Below are 17,301 nucleotides of genomic sequence, written 5' to 3'. Positions count from 1 at the left end.
CCGGCAGGATCGGTTCCGTGACTTCGCCGGGGGCCTCGCGGTGTTCGGACGCTCAGTCCAGGTCGAGCACGTCCGGAGCGGTTCCGTCCTGCGGCCGCGCCTTCGTCTGCGAGGTGCAGAGATAGCCGCGCGGCGGGTACTCCCCGGGGCCGCCGAGGACCACCGAGCCCTTGGTGACCAGCGCCTGGTTCTCCGCGTACGTGCACACCAGCTGGGCCAGCGCCTCCTCCGAGAGGTCCTCGGGCTGGCTGCTCAGCCGAAGAGTGCCCGCCGGGTCGCCGGCCCGGGAGGGCTCCACCCGCAGCCCCGCCGGGACCGCCGTGGAGAACCCGGCCCGGCGCTCGCTCTCGGGCGGCGCCTGCTGCACCTGGCCCAGCAGGGCGCGGGCGGCCACCAGTGCGCCGGAGCCGGACGTGCCGGCCGGTACCGGCCGGTCCACGGTCACCAGCTGCGAGGCGCACACCAGGTACACCGGTGCCGCGACGCTGTCCGGGGACCGGGTCGTGACATCCGCCGAGGGCAGCTTGCACGGCACCCGGGAAGGCGCTGCCCCGGCGTCCACGGGCACGGACGTCGTCCGGATCCCGCACCCCGAGGCCAGCACGACGACCGCCAGGACGGCGCCCAGGGCGGCGACGGCGGCGCGCCGTCGGAACGGGCCCGCCGTCACCCTGGAGGGGCCCTCTGAGACCCAGGACGGGCCCCCGGCCACCCGGGACGAGCGCCTCGTCGGCCGGAACACACCCGTCATGCCACCCCACCGTCCCCGTCCACGTCTCCGTCCACGTCTCCGCCCCGGGACCCGCCGTCCCTGTCCCGCCCGCCGCGCCCGTCCGCCCCGCCGCCGGTCAGCTCCGAGGGGTCGCGCGGCAGCCGCAGGACGAAGACCGCCCCGCCGTCGGGGGAGTTGGCGGCCGTGATGTCACCGCCGTGGATGTGCGCGTTCTCCATGGCGATCGAGAGCCCGAGCCCGCTGCCCTCCGAACGCGGCCGGGAGGCGCTGGCCTTGTAGAACCGGTCGAAGACGTGCGGCAGCACCTCCTCGGGGATGCCCGGACCGTGGTCCCGTACCTCGATGACCAGCTCCTCGCCCTCGGTCCGCACCCTGACCCCCACCGGCGACCCCCCGTGCTTGAGGGCGTTGCCGATCAGATTGGCCAGGATCACGTCGAGGCGGCGCGGGTCGAGGCGGACCATCATGCCGCGCTCCGCGTCCAGGTCCACCGCGTCCAGCCAGGCCCGCGCGTCGATGCACGCGGTGACCTGGTCGGCCACGTCGACGTCGTCCAGGACCAGTCGCGCGGTGCCCGCGTCGAAGCGGGTCACCTCCATCAGGTTCTCCACCAGGTCGTTCAGCCGCCGGGTCTCGCTCACCACGAGGTGCACGGCGGGCGCGATCATCGGGTCGAGACTGTCCGCCTCGTCCTCCAGCACCTCGGCCACCGCGGTGATCGCGGTCAGCGGGGTGCGGAGCTCGTGCGACATGTCGGCGACGAACCGCCGGCTCGACTCCTCCCGCGCGCTCATGTCCGCGACCTTCTTCTCCAACGAGCTCGCGGTCCGGTTGAACGTACGGGAGAGGTCGGCGAGCTCGTCCGTACCGGAGACGGTGAGCCGGGTGTCGAGCTTGCCCTCCCCGAGCTTGCGGGCCGCGTCACCGAGCCGCTGCACGGGGCGCAGGACCGTCGTCGCGGCGGCCTGGGCCAGCAGCGCCGAACCGATCAGCGCCAGGGTGGTGGCGATCCCCAGCGACCAGGCCAGCGAGTTGAGGTCCTGCCGCTCCTGGTCCAGGGACTTGAGCATGTACCCGGTCGGGCCGCCGCCGATGATCCGCGTACCGGCGACGAGGTACGGAGTGCCCGCGATGCTCGTACGCTGCCAGAACAGGTGGTACTCGTGCTCGTTGTCCGAGTTCAGCGGCTGCTTGCGGGCCACCTGCTCCTGCAGCGAGTCCGGTACGTCGTCCCGGGTGAAGGTGTCCAGGTCGGAGAAGCCGACGATCGGCTTGCCGCGCTCGCGCTCGTCCACCAGCAGCACGCTGTAGCCGGGGCCGCCGGAGGCCATCTGCCCGGCGGCCCGCTGGAGGTCGTCCTTGGTGGGCCGCACCGGCAGCGCCGCCGCCGTGTCCTGCATCTGCCGCCGGAAGTCGTCGAGCGCGGTGTCCTGCGTACGGGTCAGCACGGCCTCGCGGTTGAGCCAGTACGCGATCCCCGAGGCGGAGACCGCGGCGGTCAGCGCCACCAGCGCGAACACCACGACGAGCCGCAGCCGCAGACTGGTCCAGCGCAGCCCCGCGCGCAGGGACCGCTTGGTTCTCTCCGTCACTGAGGCGAGTCCAGCCGGTAACCCACGCCCCGCACCGTACGGATCAGGGTCGGCGAGGACGGCACGTCCTCCACCTTGGCGCGCAGCCGCTGCACACAGGCGTCCACCAGGCGTGAGTCGCCCAGGTAGTCGTGCTCCCACACCAGACGCAGCAGCTGCTGGCGGGAGAGGGCCTGGCCGGGCCGGCGGCTCAGCTCCAGCAGGAGACGCAGCTCCGTCGGCGTGAGCTGCAGATCCTCACCGCCCTTGGTCACGGTCATGGCGGAACGGTCGATGACCACGTTGCCGAAGGTCGCCGAGTCGGTCGACTCGCGCTCACCGCGGCGCAGTACCGCCCGGATCCGGGCGTCCAGCACCCGGCCCTGGACGGGTTTGACCACGTAGTCGTCCGCGCCGGACTCCAGTCCCACCACGACGTCGATGTCGTCGCTGCGCGCGGTCAGCAGAATGATCGGCAGCTGGTCGGTGCGCCGGATTCGCCGGCACACCTCGAAACCGTCGATCCCGGGCAGCATCACATCCAGCACGACCAGGTCGGGGCGCTGCTCACGCAGCAGCTCCAGGCCGTCCTCTCCCGTCGCCGCGGTGGCCACACGGTGGCCCTGGCGTGACAACGAGAGTTCGAGGGCCGTGCGGATGGCGTCGTCGTCCTCGATCAGCAGCAGGAAAGGCACGAGCGTCATTCTGGCCCATGGTGGCGCTTCAGTTCGACCTGTGGCCGGTCCCGATGTCCGGGCACGGCCGCGACAGCCCCTGTGACAGGCCTGTGACAGTCGGGGGACAGCGCCATGAAACTGCCCCGGCAAGCTCTTGGGCAGCAGGAAAACGCGGGAAACGAACGGACTTCACCGATCTCCACCGACAGGGGGCGCGAGATGAACGCACTGCACAGCACCAGCTCAAGCGCAGTTGTGACGCGTCTCCACGACGTCGGCCGGTCCACGGAGAAGTCCGGCGCGACGAACGTGACGAACATGCGGGGGTGTGTTCGGAGCGTCGGGCGTCAGCGCCCGGCGGCGACGGCGGAGCAGTTGCGCAAGCCGTACATCACGGTGGTTGACGCGCCCACGGGGGAGAAGCGGGGGGACAACGGGGGAAGCGCGGACGGGGAGGCCACGGGGGACCGCACCGACCGGGCGGGGACCGAGGGCGCCGAAGCGGCGTTCACGGCCTACGTCCAGGAGCGGCGGGCCTCCCTGTACGCAACCGCCTACCACCTGACCGGCGACCGCTTCGAGGCCGAGGACCTGCTGCAGAGCGCCCTCTTCTCGACGTACCGGGCCTGGGACAGGATCAGCGACAAGGCGGCGGTCGGCGGCTATCTGCGCCGCACCATGACGAACCTGCACATCAGCGCCTGGCGCCGGCGCAAGCTGAACGAATACCCGACCGAGGAGCTGCCGGAGACGGTGGGCGACACGGACGCGATGCGCGGCACGGAGCTGCGGGCGGTGCTCTGGCAGGCGCTCGCCCGGCTGCCCGAACTCCAGCGCACGATGCTGGTCCTGCGGTACTACGAGGGCCGCACCGATCCGGAGATCGCGTCGATCCTCGACATCAGTGTCGGCACGGTGAAGTCGAGCATCTGGCGGTCCCTCCGCCGGCTGCGCGAGGACGAGGTCCTCAGCTTCGGACGTGACGAGCAGGAGTCCTTCGGCGAGCTGGTGGCCTGAGGCAGCGGGGGAAACGGGGGAACGGCCACTGCTTCGGGGGAGGCAGGGGCTACGGGGGAGCAGGAAGAACGGGTCCGAGGGGGCCCGGGGGAAACACGGGGGAAACACGGGGGAAACGGTCCGTCGCTTCGGGGGAGGCGCCGGCCACGGGGGAAAAGCAGCGGGGCCGTACGGGCCGGGGGGTCCTGTACGGCCCCGTTCGCCGTGCGCGGGCAGGCTTCGGTCCCACGTGCGGGTGGCGGAAAAGGTGGTTGTTAGTCTGGCGGATCACGTCAAGCGTGGTAGTCCGAGGAAACTCATGGGGGCCAAGTGAGCAGCGAGGCAGGCGAGCGGACAGCGGCGGGCGCGGAGGGCGGAGCGTCGACCTCGATGCAGCTCAACGAGGTCCCCGACGCCCCCTCGCCACCTCCCGTGTACGGCCCCTTCGCCCCGGGGCAGGGCCCTGACGCCTCGACCCAGGTCCCTTACGCCCCCGGGCACGCGCCGCCGTTCGCACCCTCCGCCCCCTCGCTGGCCACCGACCCGGCCCGCAAGAAGGCCGCGGCCGAGGCCATCCGTACGCGCATCAAGCCCCAGACCAAGGCCGCCGGCGAGCACGCGGACGAGGAGACCTCGGCCGCCGTCAAGGGGCTCGGTGCCAAGGACGGCGACGGGTGGGTCACCTCCCGTGCGCTGAAGGACGCGCACAAGACGTGGGGCGGGCAGGTGCGGTCCATGCTGGGCCGGCTCGACGCGGACATCAACAGTCTGAGCGGCGCCCGCCGGAACCTCCTCGGGGCCGACGTGCAGAGCGGACTGGGGTTCCGCCGGGCCTCGCCGTTCGACAACTTCTGACAGGTGCGGAGCGGGAAGAGCCGGCTCAGCGCGTTCATCAGGCATTCCGGACACCTGGAATGCCGGACAACGGGGACAAGGGCATGCCCACCTATCACGAGATCATGACGACGGACCTCTCCGCTCTCACCACGGCCGCGGACAAGTGGACCGGTATGGCAGGCGAGTTCGGCAAGCAGGAGAAGGCGTACGAGAAAGAGGTCCAGGGCATCACGCTGGAGCGGACCTGGATCGGCCAGAGCGCGGACGCCGCCAACGCGCAGTTCCGCGTCATGCTCAACGAGTACCGGGCGGCCCAGACCCAGGCCAAGGCGATCGCCTCGCTGCTGCGGGACGCGCACACCCAGTTCGCGGAGTTCAAGAGCAAGCTCCAGACGGTGAAGGCCGACGCCCTGAAGGCCGACATGCTGATCTCCGACGCCGGCAGGGTCACCTTCGACATGTCGAGCCTGAGCGAGGGTTCCCGGGCCGCCTACCGCCACGACCCGGACTACCAGAAGTCCGTACGCGACGCCGTCGGCTCGTGGCAGCGGGCGATCGACCGGCTGGTCGCGCAGACGTCGGACGCCGACGCCGGTGTCGAGATCGCGCTGAAGGCGGTGGTGAAGGACACCGACGCCACGGACGGCACCAGGGACGGCTTCAACGCCAAGGCGCTCGGCGACGTCGAGGCGTACGAGCTGCGCAACTCCGAGGAGATCGCCGAGCGCCTGCTCGACGGCAAGAAGGTCTCCGACGCCGACCTCGCCGAGCTGGACCGGGCGATGCGGGACCAGGCCGGCGACAAGGTCTTCGCGCAGTCCCTGCTGAACAAGCTCGGCCCCGAGGGCCTGGTCAAGCTGAGCGACGTCATGTCCGACCGGGAGCGGGACGGCGGGTCCTCCGCCGGCCAGTACACCAAGCTCCTCGGCGGACTGGCCAACACGGTCGCGACGGCCACCCAGGTCCCCGGTTCGATGGCGGACGCGGGGCCCGGCTCGGCGAAGTACCAGGCCTGGCTGAACAGCCCGGACGGCGCGTTCTACAAGAAGTTCACCGAAGGCCTCAAGGAGGCCGGGGCCAAGAACTACGACTCGAAGACCAACCCGCTCTACGGCTACCGCCCGTTCGTCGAGATGATGACCCGCGCCGACCAGCCGTTCGACGACCAGTTCCTCAACCAGCTCGGCCACGACATGATCGCCGCCGAGAAGGACAACCGGGCCATCTTCGAACAGTGGGGCGGCAACCACCGCGAGGGCCGGGCGGACGCGCTCGACAGCCTGCTCGGCGTGATGAGCAAGAACCCTGACGCCTCCACCGCCTTCTTCGACCCGAAGATGGAGCACGGCCAGGCGCACCTGGACTACCTGGTGGGCAACGGGGACGATGCGCGGGAGTGGCCGAAGCTGAACACCGTTGCCGGCCCCCGGTTGATCATCGATGACGACCCGTTGAGCCGCCACGGCCTGGGGCTCGCGCTGGAGGCCGGGGCGACGGGAAACGAGCCGGGTGCGCCGCTGGGCAAACCGGGGCCGCACAGCGAGGGGCAGGCCCGGGTCATGCAGGGCATCATCTCCGCGCTGGATCAGGGGACCAAGGGCGACACCGTCCCCGAGGCCCTCAAGGTGCCGCTCGGCCGTGTGCTGAACGACTACACGGCGGACACGCACGCCATCCTGGGCGGGTATGCGCCGGGCAGCCCGAGCGGCCTGAACGACGTCGAAGGATCGGGCGACAGTGCTTCCATCACCAACGGCAAGGCCGGCCTGCTGCGGGTGATGCGTGGCGTGTCGGACGGCGTGGCCGGTGAGGACGAGGAGGGGAATCCCATCCGGGTCTTCGACGCCCTCTACGAGGCGCAGCGCCATTACGCGGTGGAGTACCTGGACACGGGCGATCGCGTTCCGCAGAGCAGTCTGACCGAGAACGTGACCGGCTGGGATGTCAGGTCACGTGATGTGGGGCAGGCCTTCGGCGGCATGAACGCCATTGCCACGGACATGATCCTCGACGTTCGTGACGCCGAGATCGGGAAGATCAACGACCAGGCGCGTTACGGCTACCACGGTCTGGGGGCGGTGGCCAACATGATTCCGCAGGCCGGCGACATCGCGCAGCGGGCCGTGGACGCCGCCATGTACGAGTGGTCCGTCGGCGCCGCGGACGAGGCGGAACTGGTGGCGAAGGGCCAGGTCAGCGAGAAGACGGCGTGGGGCATCACGAGCACGAACGGCCTCATCCAGGACTGGGCCGACACGCGTGGGGCCTCGAAGGACGACAACGCCGTCCGGAACGCCGTGCAAGAAGCGGGACAGAGCTACATCACCGGCCGTGAAGAAGCGTATTCGGCCCTGCGAACCAGGAAGTGAGCCAGTTGAGCACAGCAGGAGCAGCAGGCCGTACGCGTCCGGCGTGGAAGGTCTGGGCGGTCGTGGCCGCCGTGGTCGTGGTGGTCGCGGGGTTGCTGCACGCCTGGCGCAACACCAACGTCCTGACGGCGGAACGGCTCTGCGGGGACCTGGTCTCGGCGAAGAAGGTGGACGCTGTTCTTCCGGGGTCCGGGCGTCTGGACGCCGAAGGGGACGGTCTGGACGACGACGACCTGACGGATACGAGGTGCAGGGTCGAGAAGTCGTCCGTCGTCCTCGGTTCCGGCGAGAGCGGGCTCAGTGTCCGGCTCCGGGGAGTACGGGGCCATGACCCACTGGCGTTCGAAAGCGAGCCCTACCCGCCGGGCGCCTCGTACTTCACCGGCGAGGTGACCGGCGGGGTCAATGCGTACAAAGCGTGGGTCATGCTGCCCGAGAAGTGCTGGACCGACCGGCCGGTGGTCGCCGAGTTCAGCATCACCGAACCGGCTGCCGACCGCACCGCCTTCGCCGCCCTGGCCACCGACACCGCACGGACCATCGTGGCCCGGACCCAGTGCGGTGACCTCCCCGAGAAGCGCGGGACGCTCGTGCCTCCCCGCTCCGGTGCCGCCCGCCCGGTCTCCGAAGGACAGGTGTGCGGCCTGGACAGCCTGACCGTGGCGGGCCAGGTGCCGGCGGGGACGAAGGTGCTCGAAGAGGGGCAGCAGGCCCCCGCCGCCCTATGGGCTTGCAAGCTGACTCTGAATGACGAGACGCGTGGCTTTGTCCGTGCGGACGGCTTCATGAAGTACTCCGCCACCCGAGATCCGCTGCTCATCGACGCCATGCGGAAGTTCCCGGGCACGGCCAAGGGCACGGCGCCGGACGGCCGGGAAGCCGAAATCGTCGACAAGGGTGTCGGATTCATCCTGCCCTGCGCGGACGGCGGCTCTCTCTACCTGGCGGTGGAATCGGGGCAGCAGTACCTGGAGGCGAGCAAGCGCCACGAGGACCTTCCGAAGCGGGACGCCTACTTCGCCCCCTTCGCGAAGGCCGCCGCCAAAACCTTCGGCTGCGCGGCCGGCTGAGAGGCCCTACTCCGGCGCCCCCACCGTCGCCCGGCGGCACCGCCCCGCCGCCGCGGCGGCGAAGCGCCCCAACGCCTCGTCCTTGCCGCACGGGTACGCCCCCAGCGCCGTCTGGCGGGCCACGATGCGCCGCTCGGCCCGCATCAGGCGCCAGCCGCGCCGGAGCAGGAACGGGACCGACTTGCGGCCCTCGCGCAGGTCCCGGACCAGGCGGCGGCGGAACGTGGTGGAGGGGCGGCCGCGCAGGCAGAGCGCGTCCGCCAGCAGACCCAGTTCCTGGCAGCGCCCGACGATGTCCGCCGCGAAGATGCCCTCGGCCACGAAGAGCGGCGAGCGGTCGATGTGGAAGGTCTCGTGGTCCGTACGGGAGCTGGTGGCGATGTCGTACACCGGGACGTCCGTACGGCCGGACCGGCACAGCTCGGCGATGGCCGCCACCGCCGCGTCCGCGTCCCAGGACGCGGCGGAGTCCCAGTCGATGTCCGGGGAGCCGGGGACCCGGGGCAGCGTCGGGTCGTCGTGCTCCTTGTAGAAGTCGTCCAGGCGCAGCACCGGGAGGCCGGTGCGGGCGGCCAGGACGGACTTGCCGGAGCCGGAGGGGCCCGCGAGCAGCACGACGCGGGTCGGGATCGATCGGGAACGGGAACTCACAGAACAGAAGTGTGAGGCATTGACCCGCGCAGGGGACCACCCGGGCCTCCTGTTGGTATCCAGCATCACACCTCAACTACTCTGCGCATACGGACGATTACCCGACCAGGTCGATCAGGTGGAAACATGGCACTTCACGCACGTAAGCCCGAACGTCGCGCCCTGCTGCGCGCCGGTCTGACCGTGACCGCGCTGGGAGCGGCCCTGGGGGCCGCTGCGGGCTCCGCCCAGGCGGCCCCTCAGCTGCCTCCGGTCGCCGAGATCCCGGAGCAGGGCACCGCGGCCGTCCAGGCGGTCACCGAGAGCGCCGGGCCCGCGGTGACCAGCGCGCTCGGGACCTCGCTGACCAACAGCATCCGTCCCATCACCGACCTCCAGCTGCACCCGCTGGCCAAGACCGGGGTGGACCCGCTGGACAACGCGGTGGGCACCCAGGTCGCCGACTTCCAGCCGGTGTCGACGGCGATCCTCACCGACCCGCTCACCGGCGGCGGCGCGATCAACGACCTGCCGGTGGTCGGGACGGTGACCCGGCTCGTCACGGGCTGACCCGGACGGCATGACGGACGGGGCCGCCTCCAGCGTGTGGAGGCGGCCCCGTCCGCGTGCTGATCGGCTAGTACGACGAACCCGAAACTCCCAACGCCCCCGTCGGGTGCCAGACCGTCTTGGTCTCCAGGAACGCCGTCAGCCGGTGCGTGCCGGGCGCGGCCAGCCAGTCGGTGGAGGCGTCCGAGCCGTCCGCCTCGGCGGGGAGCGGGCGCAGGACCCGCTTCAGGTTGTCCGCCGCCGCGATCTCCAGCTCCTTGGCCAGCTCGGCGCCGGCTCCGGTGAGGTCGATCGCGTTGACGTCCTGGTGGGCGGCGAGCGGGGCCGCCAGCTCCGCCGTGGCGCCGGACAGGATGTTGACCACGCCGCCGGGGACGTCGGAGGTGGCCAGCACCTCGCCCAGCGAGAGCGCGGGCAGCGGGGCGTCGGCCGAGGCGATGACGACCGCCGTGTTGCCGGTCGCGATCACCGGGGCGATCACCGAGACCAGGCCGAGCAGCGAGGACTTCTGCGGCGCGAGGACCGCGACCACACCGGTCGGCTCGGGGGTGGACAGGTTGAGATACGGGCCCGCGACCGGGTTCGTCCCGCCGGAGATCTGCCCGATCTTGTCGGTCCAGCCCGCGTACCAGACCCAGCGGTCGATCGCCGCGTCGACGACGGCCGCCGCCTTGGACTTGGACAGCCCTTCGGAGGCCGCCACCTCACGGACGAACTGCTCCTTGCGGCCCTCCAGCATCTCGGCGACGCGGTAGAGGACCTGGCCGCGGTTGTACGCGGTCGCGCCCGACCAGCCGCCGAACGCCTTCCGCGCGGCCACGACCGCGTCACGTGCGTCCTTGCGGGAGGACTGCGGCGCGTTGGCGAGCCACTGGCCCTTGGAGTCCGTCACCTCGTACACCCGGCCGCTCTCGGAGCGGGGGAACTTGCCCCCCACGTACAGCTTGTAGGTCTTGAAGACGCCAAGACGCCGCTCGGCGGAGCCGTTGATGGATTCGCGGTCAGACATCGAGGTACGCCTCCAGGCCGTGGCGGCCGCCCTCGCGGCCGTAGCCCGACTCCTTGTAGCCGCCGAAGGGCGCCGTCGGGTCGAACTTGTTGAACGTGTTGGCCCAGACGACGCCCGCGCGGAGCTTGTTCGCCACCGCGAGGATGCGGGAGCCCTTCTCCGTCCAGATGCCGGCGGAGAGGCCGTACTGGCTGTTGTTGGCCTTGGCCACCGCCTCGTCCGGGGTGCGGAACGAGAGCACGGAGAGGACCGGGCCGAAGATCTCGTCACGGGCCACCGTGTGGGCCTGGGTGACGTTGGTGAACAGGGTCGGTGCGAACCAGTAACCCGAGGACGGCAGTTCGCAGGGGGCGCTCCAGCGCTCCGCGCCCTCCGCCTCGCCGGTCTCCACCAGGGTGGTGATGCGGGCGAGCTGCTCGGCGGAGTTGATCGCGCCGATGTCGGTGTTCTTGTCCAGCGGGTCGCCGAGCCGGAGGGTCGAGAGCCTGCGCTTCAGCGCGTCCAGCACCTCGTCCTGGACCGACTCCTGGACCAGCAGCCGGGAGCCCGCGCAGCAGACCTGGCCCTGGTTGAAGAAGATGCCGGTGACGATGCCCTCGACGGCCTGGTCGATGGGGGCGTCGTCGAAGACGATGTTGGCGCCCTTGCCGCCCAGCTCCAGGGTGACCTTCTTGTCCGTGCCCGCGACGGAGCGCGCGATGGCCTTGCCGACGGCGGTCGAACCGGTGAAGGCGACCTTGTCGACGTCCGGGTGCGTGACGAGGGCCTCGCCCGCGTCCCCGTAGCCGGTGAGGATGTTGACGACGCCCTTGGGGAGTCCCGCCTGGCGGCAGACGTCCGCGAAGAACAGCGCGCTCAGCGGGGTCGTCTCGGCGGGCTTCAGCACCACCGTGTTGCCCGTGGCGAGCGCCGGGGCGATCTTCCACGCGAGCATCAGCAGCGGGAAGTTCCACGGGATGACCTGGCCCGCCACACCCAGCGGCCGGGGGTTCGCCCCGTATCCCGCGTGGTCCAGCTTGTCGGCCCAGCCCGCGTAGTAGAAGAAGTGCGCGGCGACCAGCGGGAGGTCCGCGTCGCGTGTCTCCTTGATCGGCTTGCCGTTGTCGAGGGTCTCCAGGACGGCCAGCTCACGGCTGCGCTCCTGGATGATCCGCGCGATCCGGAACAGGTACTTGGCGCGCTCGGAGCCGGGCAGCGCCGACCACTTCTCGAACGCCTTACGTGCCGCCTTCACGGCCCGGTCCACGTCCGCCGCGCCCGCCTGGGCGACCTCGGAGAGGACCTCCTCGGTGCTCGGCGAGACGGTCTTGAAGACTTTGCCGTCGGCGGCCTCGGTGAACTCACCGTCGATGAACAGCCCGTAGGAGGGAGCGATGTCGACGACGGAGCGGGACTCCGGCGCCGGTGCGTACTCGAATGCAGATGCCATGGCGTATCAGTCCACCGTCACGTAATCGGGGCCGGAGTAACGGCCGGTGCTGAGCTTCTGGCGCTGCATCAGCAGGTCGTTGAGCAGGCTGGAGGCGCCGAACCGGAACCAGTGGTTGTCCAGCCAGTCCTCGCCCGCCGTCTCGTTCACCAGCACCAGGAACTTGACCGCGTCCTTGGTCGTGCGGATGCCGCCGGCCGGCTTCACACCGATCTGTACGCCGGTCTGCGCCCGGAAGTCGCGGACGGCCTCCAGCATCAGCAGCGTGTTGGCGGGGGTGGCGTTGGTGGCCACCTTGCCGGTCGAGGTCTTGATGAAGTCCGCGCCCGCCAGCATCCCGAGCCAGGAGGCCCGGCGGATGTTGTCGTACGTGGAGAGCTCACCGGTCTCGAAGATCACCTTGAGGCGGGCGGTGCCGCACTCGGCCTTCACGGCCAGGATCTCCTCGTAGACCTTCATGAACCGGCCGGAGAGGAAGGCCCCCCGGTCGATCACCATGTCGATCTCGTCGGCCCCCGCGGCCACGGCGTCGCGGACGTCCGCGAGCTTGATGTCCAGCGTGGCGCGGCCGGCCGGGAAGGCGGTCGCCACGGACGCCACCTTCACACCGGAACCGGCGAGCGCGGCTGCGGCGGTGGCCGCCATGTCGGGGTAGACGCAGACCGCGGCGGTGCGCGGGGTCGTGCGGTCGGTCGGGTCGGGGTGGACGGCCTTGGCGGCGAGAGCCCGGACCTTGCCCGGGGTGTCCGCGCCTTCCAGCGTCGTCAGGTCGATCATCGAGATGGCGAGATCGATGGCGTACGCCTTGGCCGTCGTCTTGATCGAACGGGTTCCGAGGGAGGCGGCGCGCGCTTCGAGGCCGACGGCGTCGACGCCGGGCAGCCCGAACAGGAAGCGGCGCAGCGCACTGTCGGACGCCGTCGCGTCGGAGAATGCGGGAGCAGTGGTGGGCATGGTCACCAGGGGAGCATATCTACGCGCGTAGCGACCTGTACAGGGGTCCCGCTCAACCGTGCGCACCGCCACACACGCCCTCGGGGCAGATGACTCCCCCGCGGGTCCGTCAGGCAGAATCGGCCCCATGACGAGCCCCACACCCCCCGCAGAGCCGCAGTTCGCCGACCGGACCTACCGCTCGACATCCGCGCTGGTCTGCGGAGTGCTGCTCCTCGCACTGGTCGCCGTGATGGCCGGGGACGCCCTGCTCCGGGGCGAGGGACAGGCACCGTGGCTGGCCCTGGCCGCCCTGCTCACCGCCGTACCGCTGATCGTGGCGTTCACCCTGCGGCCCGTCGTCTTCGTGAACGACGAGCGGATCCGCGTCCGCAACCCGTTCCGGACGATCCAGCTGCCCTGGACCGAGGTCGCCGACGTCCGGGCGGGCTACTCCTCCGAGCTGATCGCCGCCGACGGCACCAAGTACCAGCTCTGGGCGGTGCCCGTCTCGCTGCGCGACCGCAAGCGGGCCTCGCGCGCGGCGGGCCGCGCGCAGCACAAGGACGCCTACGGCCGCTTCTCGCCCGGCGCGGCGGCCGACGCCCACCAGCACAGCGCGCCGCCCGTCGCGGCCGCCGACCAGACGATCATGGAGCTGCGGGGCCTGGCCGAGCGGGCGGGCGATCCGGCGGGCGAGGCCACCACGGGCTCGGTGCGCTGGGCGTACGAGGTGATCGCGCCGGCCGCCGTGGGGGTGGTGCTGTTCGTGGTGCTGGTGGCGATCGGCTGAGAGGCCCGCACGTCCGGTGCGGAAGGGCTGAGAGGCCCGCACGTCCAACGAGGAAGGACCGGCCCCCTGCGCTTGTGCCGGGGTGCCGGTCCTTTCCCGTACGTACGCCTCAGATCCCGGCGGCCGCCGCCAGGTCCCGCTTGATCCCGGCGAGCAGCTCCGCGCCCCGCGCCCGTGCGGTGGGCAGCCCGGAGGCGTCCGCGACCGGGACCACGACCTCCAGGTAGCACTTCAGCTTCGGCTCGGTGCCGCTCGGGCGGACGATCACCCGGGCGCCCTCCAGCTGGTAGCGCAGCCCGTCGGTGGGCGGCAGCTTGTCCGTGCCCCGCGACAGGTCCTCGGCCGAGGTGACCGCGAGGCCGGCCAGGGCGGTCGGCGGCTGCTCCCGGAGCCGGGCCATGGCGTCCGCGATGACTGTCAGGTCCTCCACCCGCACCGACAGCTGGTCGGTGGCGTGCAGGCCGTGGGCGAGGGCCAGGTCGTCCAGCAGGTCCAGCAGCGTACGGCCCTGCTCCTTGAGTACGGAGGCGAGCTCGGCGACGAGCAGGGCGGCGGTGATGCCGTCCTTGTCGCGGACGCCCTCGGGGTCGACGCAGTAGCCGAGAGCCTCCTCGTAGCCGTACCGCAGGCCGTCCACCCGGGCGATCCACTTGAAGCCCGTCAGGGTCTCCTCGTAACCGAGGCCCGCCTTCTCGGCGATCCGGCCGAGCAGTGACGACGACACGATCGACTCCGCGAACACGCCGGAGACGCCCCGCTCGACCAGGTGCGCGGCGAGCAGCGCACCCACCTCGTCGCCGCGCAGCATCCGCCAGCCGCCCTCGGTGGCGGTGTCGGGCACGGCGACGGCGCAGCGGTCCGCGTCCGGGTCGTTGGCGATGATCAGGTCCGGCGCCGCCCGGCGTGCGGTGGCGAAGGCGAGATCCATCGCGCCGGGCTCCTCCGGGTTGGGGAAGGCCACGGTGGGGAACGCGGGATCGGGCTCGGCCTGCTCGGCGACGAGCACCGGCTCGGGGAACCCGGCTCGGGCGAAGGCGGCGGTCAGCACGGAGGTGCCGACGCCGTGCATCGCGGTGTAGACGGTGCGTGCGGTACGGGGGCTGCCGGGGGCCAGGACCGCGTCCGTACGGGCGAGGTAGGCGGCCAGGACCTCCTCGCCGAGGGTCTGCCAGCCGCCCTCGGGGCGAGCCACGCCGTCCAGCGGGCCGACCGCGGCGATGGCGGCCGCGATCTCGCCGTCGGCCGGGGGCACGATCTGCGAGCCGTCGCCGAGGTAGACCTTGTAGCCGTTGTCGCGCGGCGGGTTGTGGCTGGCGGTGACCTCGACGCCGGCGACGGCCCCCAGGTGCCTTATGGCGTAGGCCAGTACGGGGGTGGGCAGCGGGCGGGGGAGCACGGCGGCGCGGAGTCCGGCGCCGGTCATCACGGCCGCGGTGTCGCGCGCGAAGTCGGCGGACTTGTAACGGGCGTCGTACCCGACGACGACGAGCCCGCCCTCCTGGCCCTGGGCCTTCAGGTACGCGGCGAGGCCCGCCGCCGCCCGGATCACCACGGACCGGTTCATCCGCATGGGTCCGGCCCCCAGCTCGCCGCGCAGTCCGGCGGTGCCGAACTGGAGCGTGCCCGCGAAACGGGCGGCGAGCTCCTCGGTGTCGCCCGCCTCGATGAGGGCGCCCAGCTCGTCGCGTGTCTCGGGGTCGGGGTCCTCGGCCAGCCAGGTCCTGGCCTGCGCGATGAGGTCGTGCTGCACGGGGTCCGCCTTTCGGGATGCGGGAGTTTTCGGGGGTGCGGGGGGTACGGGGGCGGGTGCGGGCACCCAGTGGGGTGGGGGTGGGCGCTGCGCGGGCTGTTCCCCTCCCCGCCCCTTCCTGAAACCCGAGCTCCGCCCCGCACCCCGGTCCTCGAACGCCGGAGGGGCCGGAGAAGAAGCCGGACGGGGTGGAGCGGAAAGGAAGCCGGGCGGGCTGGAAAAGGAAGCCCGCACAGGTCCCACGGAGCCGTAGGGCGTGCCAGGCGTCGCGGACCCGGTCAAGATCCGCCGGACACGCCTAGATGCGGTCCAGCACCCTTGCCAGCAGCGCGCCCATCCGCGTCGCCGAGTCGCGGCCCGCCTGGAGGACCTCCTCGTGGTTCAGGGGCTCGCCCGAGAGGCCCGCCGCCAGGTTGGTGACCAGGGAGAGGCCGAGCACCTCGGCGCCCGCCTCGCGGGCCGCGATGGCCTCCAGGACGGTGGACATGCCGACCAGGTCGCCGCCCATGACCCGGACCATGTTGATCTCGGCCGGGGTCTCGTAGTGCGGGCCGGGGAACTGGACGTACACGCCCTCTTCGAGGGTGTCGTCGATCTCCTTGCACAGTGCGCGCAGGCGCGGCGAGTACAGGTCGGTCAGGTCCACGAAGTTGGCGCCCACGATCGGCGAGGTCGCCGTGAGGTTGATGTGGTCGCTGATCAGCACCGGCTGTCCGGGGCGCATACCCTCGCGCAGGCCGCCGCAGCCGTTGGTCAGGACGACGGTCCTGCAGCCCGCCGCCACCGCCGTACGGACTCCGTGGGCGACGGCGGCGACGCCGCGGCCCTCGTAGTAGTGCGTGCGGCCGAGGAAGACCAGCGCACGCTTGTCACCGATCTTGTACGAGCGGATCGTGCCGCCGTGGCCCTCGACCGCGGGCGCCGGGAAGCCGGGGAGCGCGGTGACGGGGAACTCGGCCTCCGGGGCGCCGAGTGCTTCGCCCGCGGGCGCCCAGCCGGAGCCCATGACCAGGGCGACGTCATGGGTCTCGGCGCCGGTCAGCTCGCGCAGGCGGGCGGCGGCCCCGACAGCGGCTGCGTACGGGTCGCCCTGGATGTTGTCCGGAATAACTGATGCGTTCACGCGGAAGAGCGTAACCGCTGAATGCCTACGCGCGTAGATGTACCTGTGCAAAGACTCGCCGGGGGGCTTTGTGGATTCGCACGAAGCGTGGTGGCCGCACCCCGCTCAGCAGGGGCGTTTGCGCAGGCCCATCACATAGTCGTGCGGGGCGCCCGCGGACTCGGCGGCGTCCGCGATCTCGCCCAGGTAGCGCGCCGAGGGCAGGCCGCCCTCGTACCCGTTCAGCACATACATCCAGGCCGGCTCCTCGCCGTCCAGGGTGTGCACGCGGACGCGCATGCGCCGGTAGATGTCGAGGCCGACGCCCTCCCAGCGGTCCATGGAGTCCTCGTCCATCGGCGCCAGGTCGTACAGCGCGACGAAGACCTGGGAGCGCGGCGCCTCCACCACGGTGGCCAGCGCCCCCTCCCAGCCCATCTGCTCCCCGCCGAAGGTCAGCCGCCAGCCGTTCAGCCAGCCGGTGCTGCGCATCGGGGAATGCGGGGCGCGGCGGGTCATGAGCCGCGCGTCGAGGTTGCCGGCGTACGCGGCGTAGAGCGACATGGCACCGAGGGTACGGGAGGGGGGCGCGAGAGTGCCGGTTCCTGTGACGAAGGCCCCGGTCGGGGGAGTACCGGGCGGCGTTCGAAGAGCTGTGCGGGCGGCCCGTTCCCGTACGTCCGGAGTCCCGTCTCCCGTACGGTCGGCGCTCCGTCTCCCGTATGTCCGGAGCCCCGTCTCCCGTATGGAGGGCCCCGGGGCGAATCTGTTTGGCGCGTGCGGGACAATGGAGTACGTACTGCATCCCCCGGGGCGATCCCCCGGACCCCCG

The 17,301-nt window shown here is 71.5% G+C and carries 16 protein-coding genes; 6 read left to right on the top strand and 10 right to left on the bottom strand.

All coding sequences use genetic code 11. The features are described 5' to 3' along the window. Positions 1 to 52: 52 nt before the first annotated feature. The 3 genes from ABZ154_RS16925 to afsQ1 are packed head-to-tail and all read right to left on the bottom strand — an operon-like array spanning position 53 to position 2,999. On the bottom strand, positions 53 to 751 hold the full coding sequence (locus ABZ154_RS16925; RefSeq protein WP_356833268.1) for a hypothetical protein: 699 nt from the start codon (positions 749 to 751) through the stop codon (positions 53 to 55). Beyond that, entirely contained in the window at positions 748 to 2,325 is a 1,578-nt protein-coding gene (locus ABZ154_RS16920; RefSeq protein WP_356833266.1) for a HAMP domain-containing sensor histidine kinase, read from the bottom strand. Before ABZ154_RS16920 ends, ABZ154_RS16925 begins: the two co-directional genes overlap by 4 nt. Then, entirely contained in the window at positions 2,322 to 2,999 is a 678-nt protein-coding gene (gene afsQ1 / locus ABZ154_RS16915; protein WP_078533099.1) for a two-component system response regulator AfsQ1, read from the bottom strand. Before afsQ1 ends, ABZ154_RS16920 begins: the two co-directional genes overlap by 4 nt. A gap of 201 nt (positions 3,000 to 3,200) precedes the next feature. Between afsQ1 and ABZ154_RS16910 the strand changes: the two genes are divergently transcribed. The 4 genes from ABZ154_RS16910 to ABZ154_RS16895 all read left to right on the top strand — a co-directional run bounded on the left by ABZ154_RS16910 (position 3,201) and on the right by ABZ154_RS16895 (position 8,253). Beyond that, a complete protein-coding gene (locus ABZ154_RS16910; protein ID WP_356833264.1) occupies positions 3,201 to 3,998 on the top strand; it encodes a SigE family RNA polymerase sigma factor in 798 nt (265 codons plus the stop codon). A 309-nt stretch (positions 3,999 to 4,307) separates the two neighbouring features. Next, positions 4,308 to 4,832, top strand: coding sequence for a hypothetical protein (locus tag ABZ154_RS16905; protein WP_356833262.1), 525 nt, complete (start codon positions 4,308 to 4,310; stop codon positions 4,830 to 4,832). A gap of 83 nt (positions 4,833 to 4,915) precedes the next feature. Further along, entirely contained in the window at positions 4,916 to 7,183 is a 2,268-nt protein-coding gene (locus ABZ154_RS16900; protein ID WP_356833260.1) for a hypothetical protein, read from the top strand. Positions 7,184 to 7,245: 62 nt separating this feature from the next. Then, complete coding sequence (locus ABZ154_RS16895; protein ID WP_356833302.1) at positions 7,246 to 8,253, top strand: hypothetical protein; 1,008 nt, start codon at positions 7,246 to 7,248, stop codon at positions 8,251 to 8,253. Positions 8,254 to 8,259: 6 nt separating this feature from the next. On the opposite strand, the gene ABZ154_RS16890 is transcribed toward ABZ154_RS16895, so the two are convergent. After that, complete coding sequence (locus ABZ154_RS16890; RefSeq protein ID WP_356833258.1) at positions 8,260 to 8,970, bottom strand: uridine kinase; 711 nt, start codon at positions 8,968 to 8,970, stop codon at positions 8,260 to 8,262. A 60-nt stretch (positions 8,971 to 9,030) separates the two neighbouring features. Here ABZ154_RS16890 and ABZ154_RS16885 point away from each other — a divergent pair, with 60 nt between their 5' ends. Continuing rightward, positions 9,031 to 9,453 (top strand): hypothetical protein, encoded by a 423-nt coding sequence (locus ABZ154_RS16885; RefSeq protein ID WP_356833256.1) that lies wholly within the window; start codon positions 9,031 to 9,033, stop codon positions 9,451 to 9,453. Positions 9,454 to 9,520: 67 nt separating this feature from the next. Here the strand turns inward: ABZ154_RS16885 and ABZ154_RS16880 are convergent, their stop codons facing one another. Genes ABZ154_RS16880 through deoC form a run of 3 tightly spaced genes read right to left on the bottom strand, consistent with a single transcriptional unit; the run spans position 9,521 to position 12,845 of the window. Further along, a complete protein-coding gene (locus ABZ154_RS16880) occupies positions 9,521 to 10,462 on the bottom strand; it encodes an aldehyde dehydrogenase family protein (RefSeq protein WP_356833254.1) in 942 nt (313 codons plus the stop codon). Next, a complete protein-coding gene (locus tag ABZ154_RS16875) occupies positions 10,455 to 11,891 on the bottom strand; it encodes an aldehyde dehydrogenase family protein (protein ID WP_356833252.1) in 1,437 nt (478 codons plus the stop codon). The genes ABZ154_RS16880 and ABZ154_RS16875 overlap by 8 nt, the downstream gene beginning before the upstream one ends. 6 nt (positions 11,892 to 11,897) lie before the next feature. Beyond that, the gene (deoC, locus tag ABZ154_RS16870; protein WP_356833300.1) at positions 11,898 to 12,845 is read right to left on the bottom strand and encodes a deoxyribose-phosphate aldolase; all 948 of its coding nucleotides are present in this window, start codon (positions 12,843 to 12,845) and stop codon (positions 11,898 to 11,900) included. Positions 12,846 to 12,972: 127 nt separating this feature from the next. Between deoC and ABZ154_RS16865 the strand changes: the two genes are divergently transcribed. Next, the gene (locus ABZ154_RS16865) at positions 12,973 to 13,617 is read left to right on the top strand and encodes a PH domain-containing protein (RefSeq protein ID WP_356833250.1); all 645 of its coding nucleotides are present in this window, start codon (positions 12,973 to 12,975) and stop codon (positions 13,615 to 13,617) included. A gap of 109 nt (positions 13,618 to 13,726) precedes the next feature. On the opposite strand, the gene ABZ154_RS16860 is transcribed toward ABZ154_RS16865, so the two are convergent. From ABZ154_RS16860 to ABZ154_RS16850, 3 genes are all read right to left on the bottom strand, one after another. Further along, positions 13,727 to 15,367, bottom strand: coding sequence for a phospho-sugar mutase (locus ABZ154_RS16860; RefSeq protein ID WP_356833248.1), 1,641 nt, complete (start codon positions 15,365 to 15,367; stop codon positions 13,727 to 13,729). A gap of 298 nt (positions 15,368 to 15,665) precedes the next feature. Continuing rightward, positions 15,666 to 16,490 (bottom strand): purine-nucleoside phosphorylase, encoded by an 825-nt coding sequence (locus ABZ154_RS16855; protein ID WP_356833246.1) that lies wholly within the window; start codon positions 16,488 to 16,490, stop codon positions 15,666 to 15,668. A 105-nt stretch (positions 16,491 to 16,595) separates the two neighbouring features. Continuing rightward, positions 16,596 to 17,033, bottom strand: coding sequence for a gamma-glutamylcyclotransferase (locus tag ABZ154_RS16850; protein WP_015610940.1), 438 nt, complete (start codon positions 17,031 to 17,033; stop codon positions 16,596 to 16,598). Positions 17,034 to 17,301: the final 268 nt, after the last annotated feature.

It is taken from the genome of Streptomyces sp. NPDC006261 (genome assembly GCF_040613515.1).
Lineage (GTDB): Bacteria > Actinomycetota > Actinomycetes > Streptomycetales > Streptomycetaceae > Streptomyces.
The sequence above is the reverse complement of the archived record's forward strand: the minus strand, read 5'-3'. Positions and strand labels throughout refer to the sequence as shown.

Excerpts from the sequence above, each read along its gene's own strand:
- ABZ154_RS16900 (WP_356833260.1), top strand. The coding sequence starts at position 4,916 with ATGCCCACCTATCACGAGATCATGACGACGGACCTCTCCGCTCTCACC.
- deoC (WP_356833300.1), bottom strand. The coding sequence starts at position 12,845 with ATGCCCACCACTGCTCCCGCATTCTCCGACGCGACGGCGTCCGACAGT.
- ABZ154_RS16875 (WP_356833252.1), bottom strand. The coding sequence starts at position 11,891 with ATGGCATCTGCATTCGAGTACGCACCGGCGCCGGAGTCCCGCTCCGTC.
- ABZ154_RS16865 (WP_356833250.1), top strand. The coding sequence starts at position 12,973 with ATGACGAGCCCCACACCCCCCGCAGAGCCGCAGTTCGCCGACCGGACC.
- ABZ154_RS16885 (WP_356833256.1), top strand. The coding sequence starts at position 9,031 with ATGGCACTTCACGCACGTAAGCCCGAACGTCGCGCCCTGCTGCGCGCC.
- ABZ154_RS16910 (WP_356833264.1), top strand. The coding sequence starts at position 3,201 with ATGAACGCACTGCACAGCACCAGCTCAAGCGCAGTTGTGACGCGTCTC.
- ABZ154_RS16850 (WP_015610940.1), bottom strand. The coding sequence starts at position 17,033 with ATGTCGCTCTACGCCGCGTACGCCGGCAACCTCGACGCGCGGCTCATG.
- ABZ154_RS16925 (WP_356833268.1), bottom strand. The coding sequence starts at position 751 with ATGACGGGTGTGTTCCGGCCGACGAGGCGCTCGTCCCGGGTGGCCGGG.
- ABZ154_RS16880 (WP_356833254.1), bottom strand. The coding sequence starts at position 10,462 with ATGTCTGACCGCGAATCCATCAACGGCTCCGCCGAGCGGCGTCTTGGC.
- ABZ154_RS16890 (WP_356833258.1), bottom strand. The coding sequence starts at position 8,970 with ATGCTGGATACCAACAGGAGGCCCGGGTGGTCCCCTGCGCGGGTCAAT.